Raw genomic sequence first — 16793 nt, 5'->3', positions numbered from 1 at the left:
GAGGGGGAACATCGATGCAAACTCAAACATCGCCTCAAAACAATACAAACTTATCGTTAGACCCCAATTTAAAAGCTAAACCGGACACATTGACGAAAATCATGTTCCGCAAGTTTATGAAGAATAAATTGGCTGTCATTGGAGCTGTTATTTTAGGTATCATCATGTTTGGTGCTTTATTTGCACCATGGCTTACTTCTCATCCTTATGAGCAGCAGAACTTGCTGAATAAGCTACAGTCCCCTGGTGGAGAGCATTGGCTTGGTACAGACCGCTTTGGACGTGACGTATTTGCCAGAATGCTTTATGGGGCAAGAATCTCTTTATTGGTAGGTTTCGCATCCGTTATAGGTGCGATCACTATTGGAACTGTCGTTGGTGCTGTTGCAGGTTATTTTGGTGGGTTGATTGATTCTATCCTAATGAGACTGGTAGATATCATTCTTTCCATTCCGTCACTATTCTTGCTGATCACTCTTGTAACGATCTTTGATCCAGGTATCGATAAACTTATCATGATCTTTGCCTTAACTGGCTGGACTAGTACAGCTCGTCTAGTGCGTGGGGAATTCCTATCATTAAGATCTCGAGAATTTGTTCTTGCATCCAAAACAATTGGAACAAGAAGCTATAAAATCATCTTTGCACATATCCTGCCGAATGCACTTGGTCCAATCATTGTATCTGCTACGTTAGCCGTTGGTGGCGTTATACTTGCAGAGTCTGCTTTGAGTTACTTAGGATTGGGTATTCAGCCGCCAACACCAAGTTGGGGGAACATGCTTCAGGATGCACAGAACTTTACAATCATGCTTAAGCACTGGTGGTATCCGCTATTCCCAGGTTTAGCGATCCTACTGACAGTATTAAGCTTCAACTTTATCGGTGACGGCCTTCGTGATGCGCTGGATCCAAGAATTAACGATTAAAGAAAAGTCAAGATGAACTCTTGACTTTTCTTTTTTTTTGCCAATAAATCGAAAAGATCCGCCTGATTTAATTGGAAAGTGTCATCAACCCTACATCCGAACATAAACTAGTAGTACAAGAATGGACAAGGAGTTCGTTTATGATGAAATATGACGATTTTTCAATGAGTGACGGATGATGATAAGAGGCTTTTTCTTCCTATGTGGTTTTGGTATGGCAGTTTCCGGAGGGATCAGTATCCTGGCCTATTTGAATCTATTCGCCACAGGCAGCAGTATAGTAGAGTTTCTTCAATTTATCCTTTTACGTCCAGAATGCTATCTGCTTCCAGTAGGAATAGGAACAGTAACCTGGACACTCTTTGCGTTGCAAAAGAACAGGCCTACTTTCAGAGAAAAAGACTGAAATGGAAAAATATATGGCTTATATGGAATAATTTTGCACCTCTCTGCCCATACTGTTTGATAAATAAAGAGTAGATGTGAAGTGAGGGGTATGATATGTTGTATCTTCATGACGTATGGGTAAATTGGTTTGAAGGAGAAGAAAACGGATATAATGTTTGCCATTTTCACGAATGGAGAAAAGACGATAGTGTGGAGCTATTAGATCAGGTTCCATTACTAAAAGTAGAGTCTGTTCTATTCAACTACATTGAAAACGACCTCCAAGAGCTGCCTCCATCTTTACTAGAAGAGATTTTTCAAAAAAGCTATATCAGGAAAAATCATGAGCGGATTCAATTAGATTATTGTTTTGTCGTGACAGACGGGAAAGGAATATTAGCTGTGGACACAATCGGATATAACATTCCGATCAGAAAAAGCAGATTGATTCCTAGACAGGAGCAATTAGTATATGACATGGTGGAAAGCCATGATTTTTCAGTGTTTGCCTTCTCGCCTAGCACAAAAACGGAGAAGGACTATCACATTTTATCTCCATCACCGGAGATCATGAACGGATTGACCCGTAAGGAAAGACAATTGAAACAGTTGTTATTTATGGCGCTTGATCAGTTAAGGTCGACGAGCAATGTTGCTGAAGTCCGCTACTGGTATACAGAGTGGAATCCATTGCACTATAGGGAGATTCAAAGAATGACATTTGAAGAAGTATGGACACAATTATTTGAAGAGACCAGGGATGGATGGTCCTTGAAGCATCAGATGTTCTGTGAATCTTTAGTAAAAGGACAACCATTCTTTGAAAAACTGTGGGAATTGGAGCAACACCCAAAAGTGAATTAATTGTTTCCGAGGGAATAAAGAAAAGAGTAGAAGGTGCATGAACACCTCCTACTCTTTTTGTTTTATCTTCTTTTCTTTCTACCTAATCCCATTGCATTTTCTATTTTTGCTAAAGTTTTCATGGCGACACGGTTTGCTCTCTCAGCACCTTCATCAAGGATGTTATCCAATTTATCGGATTCAATTAAGTCGTAGTATCTAGTTTGAATTGGCTCCAATGCGTTTACTACCACTTCAGCAAGATCACCCTTGAACTCGCCATATCCCTTTCCTTCATAATAAGTTTCCAGTTCCTCGATAGATTTATTATCAAGGATAGAATAAATGGATAGTAGGTTGGAAACACCTGGTTTGTTTTCCTTATCAAATTTTACTATTCCTTCAGAATCCGTCACTGCACTCTTGATTTTCTTTTCCATTTGTTTTGGTGTATCAAGCAAGGAAATGAATGATTTTTGGTTAGGGTCTGATTTGCTCATTTTCTTGGTTGGCTCAGTCAAAGACATGATACGAGCGCCAACTTTTGGGATTTTCACTTCCGGAATGGTTAAAATCTCACGGTACTTCTTATTGAACCTTTCAGCCAGGTCACGTGTCAATTCAAGATGCTGCTTCTGATCTTCCCCTACAGGCACAAGGTCCGTGTTATAGAGTAGAATATCCGCTGCCATCAATGGCGGATACGTTAGTAGACCCGCAGTTACGGCCTCTTTACCAGCGGATTTATCCTTGAATTGAGTCATGCGCTCCAGCTCACCGATGTATGCAACACATTGCATCATCCAGCCCAGTTGTGCATGTGCAGGGACTTCCGATTGGATGAATAATGTAGCCTTCTCTGGATCAAGTCCAATCGCAACATACAGGGCAGCGAGTTTTCGAATGCTTTTTCTAAGTTCAGTGGGATCTTGATGAACAGTGATCGCATGCTGATCCACAATGCAGAAATAACTGTTATATTCATCCTGCAATTCAATAAATTGCTTCATTGCCCCGATGTAATTTCCTAATGTGACATTGCCACTCGGCTGAATGCCGGAAAATATTGTCTTCATATTGACTCCTCCAATTTAAAAATAGTTAAAAATCCATACAAAAAGGCCCATTCATCCCAAAAAAAGGGACGAATGGACCGTGGTACCACCCTTATTATTTCATGCAAGAAATTGCAGAAATCACTTGACCCTGTAACGTAAGGTAACGTCTTCGCCTACTCATTTCTTTTCAGCTAGATGCTCGAAAGTCCATTCCTGAACGTTAGTTGTTTGTTCCCACCACCCACAAACTCTCTAAAAACTAACCTGATCAGTACTACTCTTTTTCATTGCATTTTGTAATAAATTGTACTTTATTATAGCTTAATTATTGGTAAATATCAACTATTATAATAGACAAATAAGCTTAAAAGCATACAAGCAAAAAGCGCAGAAGCACCGATAGCCATCGGGAAAATGTTAATAGGGTCAAGTAATTCGGAAGGATTTCTCATCTCAGATGCCAGATCTTCTTCCAATTGTTTATCGGCCTGTTTAGTAGCAAAGATTTTTCTGAATCCATAAGAGATCCCATCAAAAAAACCTTTTTGAGTGACTAGAATGAGCAATGAAAAAAATAAGGTGATTCCGGAAAAGAAGAAGGATGTATTAATAAATACAAGTAAAGAGAAAGTACCGTAATAGAAATATCCGGTACATAAGGTTAATGACAAAAGAACCAAAAAGTATATGCCAGCGGATTTTATTGTCTTATTCATAATTCCTCCTAAATAAGTTGCTAAATTGTATTGTAAAGAAATGAATAGAATATGACAAATATAAAGAGACTATAAAAGGAATAACCTATAAGAATACATTGTAAAATTAATGAAAAGATTGTAAAGAAATTGCAATAAAACTCATGAAATGAACGCATTTCTTGTAGGTCTAAAGAACTATTTTTGTAATGATAATAGTTGAAAAATCAGTATTTTGTAAAATTGTTGTTAAAATAATGAATGCACAATGTTTAGAAAACTTGTATAATAAAAATCGTTACCTCGAATTACTAACAAAATTCGACACATTTCTTATGGGGGGTCAAGTAAATGAAAAAGTCAAAATTTTTACTTCTTTTAGCGCTTTCACTTGTTCTTAGTGTATTTTTAGCTGCTTGTGGCGGCGGAAACAATGCACAGAACAATAATGGAAAAGGTGAAGGACAACCACCTGCTGGTGAAGGTGAAGCAACTGGACCACAAGTACTTAATGTTTTAGACTCTGCTGAAATTCCTACAATGGATACTGTTAAAGGAACAGATGCAGTAGCTTTCAACGTAATGAACAACGTTTTTGAAGGTCTTTACAGACTTAGCGAAAATGATGAAGTAGTTGAAGGTATCGCAAAAGAACATAAAGCTAGCGAAGATGGACTTGTTTATACTTTTACACTACGTGAAGATGCAGTATGGTCCAATGGTGACCCTGTAACTGCTAAAGATTTCGTATACGGTTGGCAGCGTGCTGTAGATCCTACAGTAGGATCCGAGTATGGACCATATATGATGAATGGTAAAATCAAGAACGCTGAAAAAGTATCTGCCGGGGAACTTCCTTTAGAAGAGCTAGGCGTTAAAGCACTTGATGATTACACACTTGAGGTAACATTAGAGCAACCTGTTGCTTATTTCGAATCTTTAATGACATTCCCGACTTTCTTCCCGCAACACCAAGGTTTTGTTGAGGAGCAAGGTGAAAACTACGCTCTAGAAGCAGAAAACCTAGTTTACAACGGACCATTCGTTTTATCCAAATGGGAGCATGAAGTAGGCTGGACAATGACGAAGAACGATAAATATTGGGATAAAGACACTGTAAAATTAGATGAAATCAATGTAAAAGTAGTTAAAGAAGTATCCACTGGGGTTAACCTTTATACTGCTAAACAAATTGATATCTCACCTGGTTTAACTTCTGAGTTTGTTGACCTTTACAAAGAAGATCCAAACTTGATCCAATATTTGGAGCCGACAATCTTCTGGTTTAAAATGAACCAAACTAAAAATGAAGCTTTAGCTAACGTGAACATCCGTAAAGCACTAGCTATGGCTTTCAACAAAGAAGACCTTGCAAAAGTTGTATTGAATAACGGTTCTGTACCTGCTAACTTCTCTGTACCTGTAGAATTCGTTCAACATCCTGAAACTGGTGAAGACTTCCGTGAAAAATTCGGCGACTTCAACAAATTCGATGCTGAAAAGGCAAAAGAATTCTGGGAAAAAGGTCTTGAAGAGTTAGGAACTGATGCACTTACAATTGAAATTCTTGGTGGAGACACTGAAACAGCTAAAAACATGCAACAATATCTTCAAAACCAATTCGAAACGAACCTTCCTGGTCTAACTATCGAATTGAAAGAAGTACCATTTGCACAACGTCTAGATCTAGATTCAGCGATGGATTATGACATGCAATTAGCTGGTTGGGGTCCTGACTACCTAGATGCAATTTCTTTCGCAAACCTTTGGATCACTGATGGTGGAAACAACAAAATGGGTTACTCAAACCCTGAGTATGACAAGCTTTTAAATGATGTAATGACAACTTATGCGAACGATCCTGTAAAACGCTTCGAAGCTATGCAAGAAGCTGAGCGCATCCTTCTTGAAGAAGATGCAGCGATTGCACCGATCTACCAACGTGGTACTACAAGATTATGGCAGCCATACGTGCAAAACGTATACAAACATAACTTTGGTCCAGACTTCAGCTACAAGTGGGCTTACATTAGCGGAAAAGAATAATAAAGATATATCAGTATAAAATTATTTCTTCCAAACTTCAGAAAAAGAGAGTATATTGAAATATATACTCTCTTTTTCCCTGTAAACAAATTGTCGAATTATAGGGAAGATTATAGATAGTTTGACTATTCACACTTTTTTAGGAGGTGCAAAAATGACTAAGTATTTATTGCAGCGTATTCTCTATATGATCATCACCTTATTTTTAATCGCTTCATTTACATTCTTCTTGATGAAACTAATGCCAGGTACTCCGTTTACCATGCAGGAGAAAATGTCAGAGGCCCAAAAGGCGATTCTTTATGCCAAATACGGTCTTGATGATCCTGTCCCAGTGCAATATGCAAAATACATTCTAAGTCTAGCACAAGGGGATCTTGGTATTTCCTTTCAATATGACAACAGAAGTGTTACCGACCTGATCTTGCAGCGTATCGGACCTTCTGCACAATTAGGTTTCCAGGCAATGCTTGTTGGAACCATCATTGGTATCTTTCTTGGTGTGATTGCAGCGCTAAGGCAAAACACATGGGTGGATTACGGTTCTACAGTTTTGGCGGTATTAGGTAAATCTATTCCTTCTTTCGTTTTTGCAGGATTATTGCAATATTATATTGCAGTAAAATTAGGATGGTTCCCGGTGGCGTTTTGGAATGGTTGGGAATATACCGTACTTCCTACAATTGCACTCTCCATGTTCCCGATTGCTATAGCTGCACGCTTCATGCGTACAGAAATGATTGAGGTCTTGGGATCGGACTATATAACGCTTGCAAGAGCAAAAGGTGCATCTTCTTTTGATATCGCATTCAAACATGCTTTGAGAAATGCACTCATCCCAGTGGTTACCGTACTTGGGCCACTTGCGGTAAGTTTAATGACAGGTACGCTTGTAATCGAAAAAATATTTGCAGTACCAGGATTAGGGGAACAGTTCGTACGTTCCATTACTACTAACGATTACCCGGTAATCATGGGTACAACTCTTTTCTTTGCTGCACTATTCATTTTGATTGTATTGATTGTTGATATCCTTTACGGAGTCATCGATCCGCGTATCCGTTTGGCAGGAGGTAAAAAATAGTGAATAACAATTATGAAAAACTTCCTAAAGAGCTATTTGAACCAGCAAAGCAAGATCCAAACAAAGGTGAGAAAATCTCAAAAGCAAGTTTAACCTATTGGCAAACTGGTTGGTTGAGATTAAAGAAAAATAAAGCCGCAATTGTTGGTGTTTTCATTCTTTTCTTAATCACTTTCCTAGCGATCTTTGGACCATTTATGAATAGCCATGGATTCAATGATCAGGACCTTATGAGAGCCAATTTACCGGCTAAGATGCCTGGAATTGAAAACCTTGGGATCATGGATGGTACCAGAAATGGTGTAGACATTTATGAACAACGTGGTATCACGGATTATTTCTGGTTCGGAACAGATGGTTTAGGTCGCGATTTATGGACCAGGATTTGGGAAGGTACCAGGGTTTCCGTCTTTATCGCTTTATTGGCAGCATTAATTGACATGGTAATCGGGGTTGCATATGGTGGTATTTCCGCTTACTATGGCGGCCGCGTCGATAATGTCATGCAGCGTATTATTGAAGTATTGATTGGTATTCCTAACCTTGTAATCGTAATACTGATGATACTTGTCATGGAACGTGGTATGTTGGCCATCATCATCGCCCTCACCATAACCGGTTGGGTCGGAATGGCTCGGGTAGTCCGGGGACAAGTATTAAAGCTAAAAGGCCAGGAGTTTGTTTTGGCATCGAGGACACTCGGTTCATCTGATAGGAAGATTATTACAAAGCACTTACTACCTAACGTAGTAGGGGTAATTATCATAAACACAATGTTCACAATCCCAAGTGCGATTTTCTTTGAAGCATTCCTTAGCTTCATCGGTTTGGGGCTGCAGCCTCCAATGGCTTCCCTTGGTACGTTGATAGAAGATGGATATAAATCGTTACAGATTTTCCCACACATCATGATCTACCCTGCAATTATCATCAGTTTGCTGATGATCGCATTCAACCTTGTTGCAGACGGTATGCGTGATGCATTAGACCCTAAAATGAAGGACTAGTTTAAAGGCAGGTGAAATGAACATGGAAAAAATACTCGAAGTAAAAAACTTACACGTTTCATTTGATACATTCGGTGGAGAAGTCAAAGCAATTCGTGGCGTTAACTTTGATTTGAAAAAAGGGGAGACGCTAGCGATTGTTGGAGAGTCCGGTTCCGGAAAATCGGTTACAACAAAAACCATAATGCGACTATTGCCAAAAAACAACTCCCATATCAAAAATGGAGAGATTCTGTTTGACGGAAAAGACCTTTCAAAGCTTTCCGAGAAAGCGATGCAAGGAATCCGCGGTAAAGATATCTCGATGATCTTCCAAGATCCGATGACTTCACTTAACCCGACGATGACTGTTGGAAAACAGATCATGGAGGGCATTATCAAACATCAGAAATTAAGTAAAAGTGCAGCAAAAGAAAAAGCGATAGACCTATTGCGTTTAGTAGGTATTCCTATGGCGGAAGAACGCTTTAAGCAATATCCGCACCAATTCTCCGGTGGGATGAGACAGAGGGTTGTTATTGCAATCTCCCTGGCTTGCAATCCGAAAGTATTGATTGCTGATGAACCGACAACTGCACTTGACGTAACGATACAAGCGCAGATTCTTGACTTGATGAAGGATCTTCAGCAAAAGATTGAAACCTCCATCATCTTTATTACACATGATTTAGGTGTTGTAGCTAACGTAGCGGATCGTGTTGCCGTTATGTATGGTGGACAGATAATTGAAATGGGGACAGTGGATGAAATATTCTACAACCCACAACATCCGTATACTTGGGGCTTATTGAGCTCCATGCCTGATCTGGAGCTAGGAGATGAAGCTGAGCTTTATGCGATTCCAGGAACTCCGCCAGATCTGACAGACCCTCCAGTTGGTGATGCATTTGCAGCACGTAACGAATTTGCCATGCAGATTGATTTGGAAATGGAGCCACCGATGTTCCAGATTTCAAAAACTCACTTTGCAAAAACATGGTTATTGCATGAAGACGCGCCAAAGGTTGAACCGCCGCTGGCTGTTCAAAAGCGCAGACGTCACATGCCTAACAATTTCGATAAGCCTGTTATGATAAAGGACGGTGAATAACAATGGCCACTAGTGAAAAATTATTGGAAATCCGTAACTTGAAGCAGTATTTCAATGAAGGAAAGCCTAATATGGTTCGTGCTGTGGATGGATTGAATTTTGATATCTACCGTGGTGAAACACTAGGTCTTGTTGGGGAATCAGGTTGTGGTAAATCTACAACGGGCCGCACGATCATCCGCCTTTATGATGCTACAGATGGTGAAGTATTGTTTGAGGGCGAAAATGTCCACGGCAAAAAATCCAAAAAAGAACTGTTGAAGTTCAACCGTAAAATGCAGATGATCTTCCAAGATCCTTATGCATCATTGAATCCAAGAATGACGATTGCTGATGTTATCGCAGAAGGCATCGACATTCATGGACTTGCTAAAAACAAAAAGGAACGCATGCAAAAGGTTTACGATCTACTTGAAACAGTAGGACTAAACAAAGATCACGCTGGTCGTTATCCTCATGAATTCAGTGGTGGACAGCGTCAACGAATCGGAATTGCCAGAGCATTGGCTGTAGAGCCTGAGTTCATCATTGCGGATGAACCTATTTCAGCACTGGACGTTTCCATCCAGGCACAAGTTGTCAACCTGATGAAAAAGCTGCAAAAGGAAAAAGGATTAACATACCTTTTCATCGCTCATGACTTGTCGATGGTAAAATACATCAGTGACAGAATCGGTGTAATGTATTTTGGGAAAATCGTCGAGCTTGCTGATAGCAATGAGCTATATAACAACCCGATCCACCCTTACACCAAGTCTCTATTATCGGCTATCCCTCAACCGGATCCTGATTCCGAGCGCACTCGTAAGCGTTTTGCATACGACCCTAAAGAACATGAATATGGTGAAAACGAGGAACTTGAGCTTCGTGAAGTGAAGCCAGGACATTTCGTATTATGTTCTGAGGCAGAACTCAAGAAGTATCAGGCAGAAAACGCTGTTGTTCAATAAATCTTTAAAAAAGTAACCGGTCCATATAAAGGATCGGTTATTTTTTTTTCGTGGATAATCAATTAATAAAAGTTTGGCATCCCTAATAAAATATACAGAACTAAAAGTTACACTAGTCTGTATCAATATACTGGTACTCTTGGATTATTTTGAAGAAATTTGGTGAAAAAGCCAAAAAGAAGACGATTTTCCTTTATAATAGAACTAACAGGAAATGAGATGAAAATGGGGGAGAATGATGAAAAAATGGTTCGGTGGCTTAGCTGCTGCAGTGGCACTAAGTATGATGTGTTTCTCTCCAGTGCAGGCTGAAGAGGAAAGTCTTCAGGTTGAGAAGCACATGACAAAAAAGGTAGAAGTACAGAAAAAAGAATTGCCGGTTTCCATGGCGAGATTCGCATTTGATTCAGGCTATGAGTTTGCGTATCCTGATGCGGTGCGAGGAATTTATGTAACAGCGCACTCTGCTGGAGGTGAACGGTTTGAACGTCTGATCAATCTGCTAGACTCTACTGATCTTAACTCGATGGTTATTGACATCAAGGACGATCATGGATATCTGACGTACATACCGGAAGAGGGATCGCCATATATGGATATTGCGCAGCCTTATATTGGGGATACGCAGGAAATGATGAAAAAGCTGGAAGAAAAGCAGATTTATCCAATCGGTAGAATCGTAGTTTTCAAGGATTCTGTTCTGGCAGAAAAGCGTCCGGATTTATCTTTTGTGGAAAATGGTCAGGTTTGGAAGAATGGAAGAGGGGAATCCTTCGTTAATCCATTTATGAAAGAGGTTTGGGAGTATAATGTCAATATAGCAATCGAAGCTGCAAAAATGGGCTTCCAGGAAATCCAGTTCGATTATGTACGCTATCCGGAAGGGTTCGAAAACAGGGATACAACCCTTAAATATGGATACGGTGATTATAAAGATCTTGACCTTGATAATGTTCAAAAGCGCGTGGAAGCGGTAACGAATTTTGTGGAATACGCACGAGAAAAGCTTGAACCATACAATGTTCAGGTTTCTGTGGACATATTCGGCTATACCGCAACTCTGCCTGAAGCACCTGGGATCGGACAGAACTTCAGCCGCATCTCTGAACATGTTGATGTCATATCGTCCATGATCTATCCAAGTCATTGGACCTCCTATTTTGGAGTGGCCAAACCTGATACGGAGCCATATAAAATTATTGCAGAATATGCAAAATTTGAAAATGCCAAGCTGGATGAGCTAGAGGAACGCCCGATATCAAGGCCATGGATCCAGGACTTCACCGCCTCATGGCTTGGAGCAGGAAATTATATTCCTTATGGCAAGCAGCAGGTGGAAGATCAAATTCGCGCATTGAATGAAAATGGAATTGAAGAGTTCCTTTTATGGAATGCCGGCAACACATATACTGAGGGTGTAAACTTTAAACCGCTTGGGGAATAATCGATACAATCATAAGACTTTGTTAAAGAGTACGGTTGATTATAGGCCGTCTCCAGCTGTTGATTGGAGCGCAAGTCGTAGACTCCTGCGGGAGAAGCGGAGTCAGGGAGACCCCGCAGGCGAAGCCGAGGAGGCTCCCTACCCGCCCGCGTGTCGCTGCTGACTTGCGCGGAAATCAACAGCGGTGTGATATGTCAAACAAAAAGCTGCCTCTCATTATAAAGAGTGCAGCTTTTTCTTATCTATTCACTTTTTTCCGCCGCCGACGCTTTTCCAGCCTGCTTGCATGCTAGCGGATTTATCGAAGCTTTCCGAGCCTTTTTTGTTGCGACCGAACAATTTTTCACCGATACCGTTGGCCAGGACACCCATTACGGCCGTAATTGCTATAATCAGCGTAGCTACAAGTCCAAAATCAATAAAGTATTCTATCACACTGACATCCCCTTTGCCTTATGTATAAATACATCCTGCTTCTATTGTAAATTATGACTATCATAAAAGAAAGAGGGTATATTAACGTTGAGGTATGTTTATGTATGTTATGCTTAAATAGGAGAAAGAAAAGGCTCTTTTCGTAAAGATTGTTGTTTTTAGTATAGGGTTGGGCTAAAGATAAGATGTCAACATTAAACTCCCTGTTGGTCTCCGTTCCAGGCGTTCGCTTATCCTAAGGCTCCCATCCGTCCCCGAGGAATCTTGTGAACGGAGCGGAAATCAACGGGCTGCATTTAATGCTTACACTTTATCTAATTAACAACAATGAAGGCGAAAACAGCCAAAGAAAAAGATGGAAGGGGATCAGTTAAAGAGATGAATTGGTATGAAAAATTAAATCAATATTTTCCGGTAGAAGAGATGAAATCAAAAGAGCATATGGATCTATTATTAAAAGAAAAAGGGCATATGTACCATAAGGATGAAGGCGAGCATCATGTTTTGATGTATGCCGAATTTGACCAGTTTATTTTTATCGACTATCTGTTTGTATCAAAGGCGTCAAGAGGACAGGGACTTGGCCACAAACTTCTAGAAAAGCTGAAACAGAAAGGGAAGCCGATCATCCTGGAAGTGGAGCCGGTGGACTATGAAGATACGGATACGGAAAAGAGGCTGAAGTTTTACAAGAGGGAAGGCTTTGATCATGCATCCTCCATCGGGTACAGCAGAAGATCATTGGCAACAAATGAAGTGAATCAGATGGAGATACTGTACTGGTCACCGAACAACCAGGACGAAGCGGCAATCTTTGAGGGGATGAAACAGATGTATGAACAGGTTCATACCTACAAGGACAAGGAGCTGTACGGAGAGTCCTATGAAACTGTCGATAAGGTGTTGAGCTTTGACGAAGAGGATAATGATGATAATAATATCCTTTCCAAACTTTAATCATACGTACATATGAAAAAAAGTGCTTCCATCACGGAAGCACTTTTTATTGCATCTCTTCATATGCTTTTTTCATGAGCGCTACTATTTCCAGATACCCTTGGTCATTGGGGTGGATATCATCCTCTTCTATATGGGTGAGTTCCACTTCTTTGTTGATGAATTTTTGATAAGGGTCTATGAATAGAGTGGATTGTGAAGCCAGTTTTTTTACAGCTGCATTGAATTTAGGTGCATATTCTTTACCAAGCTGATGGAGGGAATGACCAGGTGGATACGGATTATATAGTCCAATCAACAGGATGGTGGCTGTCGGGTTGATTTCCCTTATCATTTCATAGGTTTCCTTTAAGGATGTTTCTAATATCTGCATATTAAGATCTAACTGCCCCTCCACCGGGTCAGGCTGGGAACGGACAGTCTGAAGAAAGTTGTTCCCCCCTATGGAGATGGAAATAATATCTGCGGTTTTTAGTCTGTTCCTCAGCCCTTCATCCCCAGTGAGCAGTGCCAAAAGTCCAGTCGAAGTTATTCCTGGGATACCGTAGTTTTCCACTTTGACAGTATTGTCTTTTCTCAGATACTTTGTAAATTGGGGCACAAATCCATGGATGCGCAAGTAGTTCTCCTCTGATGAGCCGAGTCCGGCAGTCAATGAATCTCCTAGTGCAATATAAGTCAACTGTTTAGGAGACTCAGCTGTTGCAGGAGGGTACATGAAGAAACTGCCGAATATAAGAAATGCAGCCAACATAAGTTTTCTGCCCATCGTTATTTCATCCTCTCTACAAACAGAAGTTTATATCTCCGCTTTTTCTAATTTCTTCGCTTGTCTTTTTTCTTTAAATCGATCCAAAAGATAGTACAATACTGGAATAAGAACCAGTGTAATTAAAGTGGCAAAGCTTAGGCCGAATACGATGACAATTGCCATCGGCTGCTGAATTTCCATCCCTTCCCCAATCCCCAAAGTAAGAGGGATCAACCCTAATATCGTGGTAAGGGTAGTCATCAAGATGGGACGGATTCTTGTTGGTCCGGCTATTAAAATTGCTTCCACAGTGGACTTCCCGTCTTTCTTCAATAAGTTGACGTAATCTACGAAAACAATCGCGTTGTTCACCACTATACCGGTAAGAATGAGCATCCCAACCAGTGACCCAACCCCAAGCGGCTGGAAAGTAACTAACAGTCCTACGATAATTCCGATAATGGTAAGCGGAACTGAAAACATGATGATAAAAGGATAATAGTAAGATTCAAACTGGGCAGCCATTACCATATAAACCAGTACAACTGCAAGCGCAAGGGCCCCTCCCAATTTGAAGAAAGCGTCATTCATCTGTTCATCCTGTCCGCCGATGGTAATTTTGTATTGTTTGGTGGGAATATAGACATTTTCCTTTAGGGTCTTCTCAATATCATCCACCACACTGCCCAGATCACGGTTCACAATATCAGCATTAACTGTTATTTCACGCAGGCGATCGGTTCGGTTTATCTGACTCGGACCTTGTCCCCGGCTTACAGATGCAACAGCTTGTAGCGGAATGTTTTCCCCTGTTGGTGTACTGATGAGCAAGGTTTCCAGGTCTTGAATGGAGCTTGTGTACGTGTCATCGATTGTCAGCCTGATATCCAGCTCTTCTCCTTCACGAGCCATTCTGGATGCCACAACGCCTCTTGTTGCACTGGATACGGCCGAGGCGATCTGGGCACTTCCAACGCCGAACTGACTGGCCTTTACCCGGTCAATGTCTACGACTATTTCCGGATTGCCCTCTGTGTAATTGGAACTCGGCTCTCTGATACCTTCAATATCGGATAAAAGATCAATGGTCTGATCCGCCATACCTTTTAATGTATCAAGATCAGGTCCTGTAATGCTAAGGGATACAGGGTTTTGCGAGAAACCGGAGTCACCGGAAGATATGGAAATCTCCACGCCGGGAATGTCCTGCAGCAGCTCTCTGATTTCATCTCCGACCTCTGTATCAGCCCTGTTCCTTTCACTCAAAGGTACAAGCAAAATACTGTAATTAGCCCTGTTCGATTGTGTACCGGCTGAAACAGAGAAGTTATCAGTTCCTCCGACTGTAACAAAGGAAAGGTCTATCTCTTCTATCTCTTTCAGTTTCTGATCGATATCCTCCATCACACCGTAGGTAGCATCAAGCGAGCTTCCTTCCGGCAACCGCGCTGTCATGGAAATAAAGCTTTGGTCCTGCTGAGGTAAAAACTCCTTCCCAATAAACGGTGTACCAAAAAGGGAAGCCACAAGGAGCAATAATACTAGCGATATCGTTTTCTTCGGATGCAGCAGCGCCCTATGTAGTATTTTTCTATACCATAAAGAAAACGAGCTGAATCTTTCTTCGAATCGCGAGCTCTTCTTATTCACTTTCAATAATAGAGATGAGAACAAAGGTACTATAATCAAAGCTGTGAACAATGATGCTAAAAGCGAAAACGATACAACTAGTGCCAATGGTTTGAATAGCTGTGCAGCCAACCCGTCGACAAAAACGATCGGCAAAAATACAATGACGGTAGTAAGTGTGGATGCAATGATGGCAGGTCCGACCTCACTTGTCCCCTCGATTGCCGCATCTTTCAGCGAATACCCTTTTTGCCTTAATCGATATATATTCTCCAGAATGACAATGGCGTTATCCACCATCATTCCGATTCCCAATGCCAACCCGCCAAGCGTCAATAGGTTAAGCGTCTGACCGCTGAAGTACATAAAGATGAACGTGGTCACTATGGAAAGGGGGATGGAAAACAGAATAATTAGCGTACTTCTCAAATTTCTTAAGAAAAAGTAAAGAACCAGAGCTGCAAGCAGGCTTCCGAGAATCATGTTGGACGCTACAGCACGAATGGACTGTTCGATAAACTGGCTTTGATCAAAAATTGGCTTGATTTCAACACCTTCAGGAAGCGTTTCCTTGATTTCTTCCAATTTTTTATTGATATCATTGGCTACTGTAACGGTATTGCTTCCCGACTGCTTCAGGATGGACATCCCTACAGCAGGCTCACCATTCAGATAGCTTAATTGAGTGGTAGGCTGAAGTGTTTCCTTTACTTCACCAAGCTGATCGAGCTGGATGATTCCCTTGGAGGTTGGGATGGGGAGAGTCTGAATATCGGTGATCGATCCATATTCCCCCGTAATCCGGATAGGCAGATCCTGGTTCTGATCGGTTAAAGCACCACCAGGAAGGTTCAAGTTTTCCGATGCGATGATTTGCTGCAACTGATCAATGGAGATTCCAAAGGACGAAAGTGTATTCGGGTCCAAGGTGACACGAACTTCACTTTCTGCACCGCCCTCGACTGATATGGAGGCGATTCCATCTACGCTATTCAGTTCAGGTTCGATTTCCTCTTCTGCAAGCATCTTCGCTTTTACCATTTCACCTGAAGGGTCTGTAATAGCAAGTTGTACAATGGGGAGGTCACTTGGATTAAATCTCAGAACTCGCGGCGTTTTAGCACCTGGAGGCAAAAAGTCCCTTACGGAGTCGATCCTCTCCCGCATATCAAGCGATGCGAAATCCATATTGGTTCCCCATGTGAAAGCAACCAGTACCAGTGAGCCGCCAGTTCTTGATATCGATGTCACAGATTCTACATTCGGCAAAGTGCCCATTGCATTTTCAATAGGAGAGGAAATCAAATTTTCGATTTCCTCAGGTCCAGCTCCTTCATAAGTAGTCGTGACGGCCACTATCGGGAAGGTTAATTCAGGGAATAAATCGACAGTCATGCTCCGCATACTGACAGCGCCGAGTATGAGCATAAGCACAATCACCATGCTCATCGCAATTGGTCGTAGTACGGATAGCTTTGCAATTTTCAT

Annotated in this window: 15 protein-coding genes and 1 other annotated feature; of the genes, 10 read left to right on the top strand and 5 right to left on the bottom strand. The window is 41.2% G+C overall.

Features of this window, described 5'->3' with window-relative positions:
* Positions 1-14 precede the first annotated feature (14 nt).
* The 3 genes from opp4C to ABN702_RS13270 all read left to right on the top strand — a co-directional run bounded on the left by opp4C (position 15) and on the right by ABN702_RS13270 (position 2180).
* Positions 15-929 carry an oligopeptide ABC transporter permease gene (gene opp4C / locus ABN702_RS13280; protein ID WP_417897314.1) on the top strand — a complete coding sequence of 305 codons (915 nt, stop codon included), beginning with the start codon at positions 15-17 and terminating at the stop codon, positions 927-929.
* 214 nt (positions 930-1143) lie between these two features.
* Positions 1144-1335 carry a hypothetical protein gene (locus ABN702_RS13275; protein ID WP_417897313.1) on the top strand — a complete coding sequence of 64 codons (192 nt, stop codon included), beginning with the start codon at positions 1144-1146 and terminating at the stop codon, positions 1333-1335.
* 95 nt (positions 1336-1430) lie between these two features.
* The gene (locus tag ABN702_RS13270) at positions 1431-2180 is read left to right on the top strand and encodes a YjbA family protein (RefSeq protein ID WP_417897312.1); all 750 of its coding nucleotides are present in this window, start codon (positions 1431-1433) and stop codon (positions 2178-2180) included.
* Positions 2181-2242: 62 nt separating this feature from the next.
* Here ABN702_RS13270 and trpS read toward each other — a convergent pair whose 3' ends face one another.
* Entirely contained in the window at positions 2243-3235 is a 993-nt protein-coding gene (gene trpS, locus ABN702_RS13265) for a tryptophan--tRNA ligase (RefSeq protein WP_417897311.1), read from the bottom strand.
* Positions 3236-3296: 61 nt separating this feature from the next.
* Positions 3297-3514 (bottom strand) — a binding site (T-box leader).
* 41 nt (positions 3515-3555) lie between these two features.
* Entirely contained in the window at positions 3556-3933 is a 378-nt protein-coding gene (locus ABN702_RS13260) for a DUF3899 domain-containing protein (RefSeq protein ID WP_417897310.1), read from the bottom strand.
* 330 nt (positions 3934-4263) lie between these two features.
* Between ABN702_RS13260 and ABN702_RS13255 the strand changes: the two genes are divergently transcribed.
* The 6 genes from ABN702_RS13255 (at position 4264) to ABN702_RS13230 (ending at position 11533) form a co-directional block, all read left to right on the top strand.
* Positions 4264-5958 carry a peptide ABC transporter substrate-binding protein gene (locus ABN702_RS13255; RefSeq protein ID WP_417897309.1) on the top strand — a complete coding sequence of 565 codons (1695 nt, stop codon included), beginning with the start codon at positions 4264-4266 and terminating at the stop codon, positions 5956-5958.
* A 154-nt stretch (positions 5959-6112) separates the two neighbouring features.
* On the top strand, positions 6113-7042 hold the full coding sequence (gene opp3b, locus ABN702_RS13250) for an oligopeptide ABC transporter permease (protein ID WP_417897308.1): 930 nt from the start codon (positions 6113-6115) through the stop codon (positions 7040-7042).
* A complete protein-coding gene (opp3C, locus tag ABN702_RS13245; protein ID WP_417897307.1) occupies positions 7042-8049 on the top strand; it encodes an oligopeptide ABC transporter permease in 1008 nt (335 codons plus the stop codon). Before opp3b ends, opp3C begins: the two co-directional genes overlap by 1 nt.
* Before the next feature lie 22 nt (positions 8050-8071).
* Positions 8072-9139, top strand: coding sequence for an ABC transporter ATP-binding protein (locus tag ABN702_RS13240; protein WP_417897306.1), 1068 nt, complete (start codon positions 8072-8074; stop codon positions 9137-9139).
* Positions 9140-9141: 2 nt separating this feature from the next.
* Positions 9142-10089: an ABC transporter ATP-binding protein gene (locus ABN702_RS13235; protein ID WP_417897305.1), complete on the top strand. Its 948-nt coding sequence runs from the start codon at positions 9142-9144 to the stop codon at positions 10087-10089.
* Between the two features lie 235 nt (positions 10090-10324).
* A complete protein-coding gene (locus ABN702_RS13230) occupies positions 10325-11533 on the top strand; it encodes a putative glycoside hydrolase (RefSeq protein WP_417897304.1) in 1209 nt (402 codons plus the stop codon).
* A 246-nt stretch (positions 11534-11779) separates the two neighbouring features.
* Here the strand turns inward: ABN702_RS13230 and ABN702_RS13225 are convergent, their stop codons facing one another.
* On the bottom strand, positions 11780-11968 hold the full coding sequence (locus ABN702_RS13225) for a hypothetical protein (RefSeq protein WP_417897303.1): 189 nt from the start codon (positions 11966-11968) through the stop codon (positions 11780-11782).
* A 378-nt stretch (positions 11969-12346) separates the two neighbouring features.
* Between ABN702_RS13225 and ABN702_RS13220 the strand changes: the two genes are divergently transcribed.
* Entirely contained in the window at positions 12347-12925 is a 579-nt protein-coding gene (locus ABN702_RS13220) for a GNAT family N-acetyltransferase (protein WP_417897302.1), read from the top strand.
* Between the two features lie 46 nt (positions 12926-12971).
* Here the strand turns inward: ABN702_RS13220 and ABN702_RS13215 are convergent, their stop codons facing one another.
* Positions 12972-13694, bottom strand: coding sequence for a GDSL-type esterase/lipase family protein (locus ABN702_RS13215; protein WP_417897301.1), 723 nt, complete (start codon positions 13692-13694; stop codon positions 12972-12974).
* 30 nt (positions 13695-13724) lie between these two features.
* Positions 13725-16793, bottom strand: a complete 3069-nt coding sequence (locus ABN702_RS13210; RefSeq protein ID WP_417897300.1) for an efflux RND transporter permease subunit — start codon at positions 16791-16793, stop codon at positions 13725-13727.

Origin of the sequence: Bacillus haimaensis (assembly GCF_048270625.1) — a bacterium.
In the GTDB taxonomy this organism is placed as follows: Bacteria; Bacillota; Bacilli; order Bacillales; family Bacillaceae_I; genus Sutcliffiella_A; species Sutcliffiella_A haimaensis.
The sequence above is the reverse complement of the archived record's forward strand: the minus strand, read 5'-3'. Positions and strand labels throughout refer to the sequence as shown.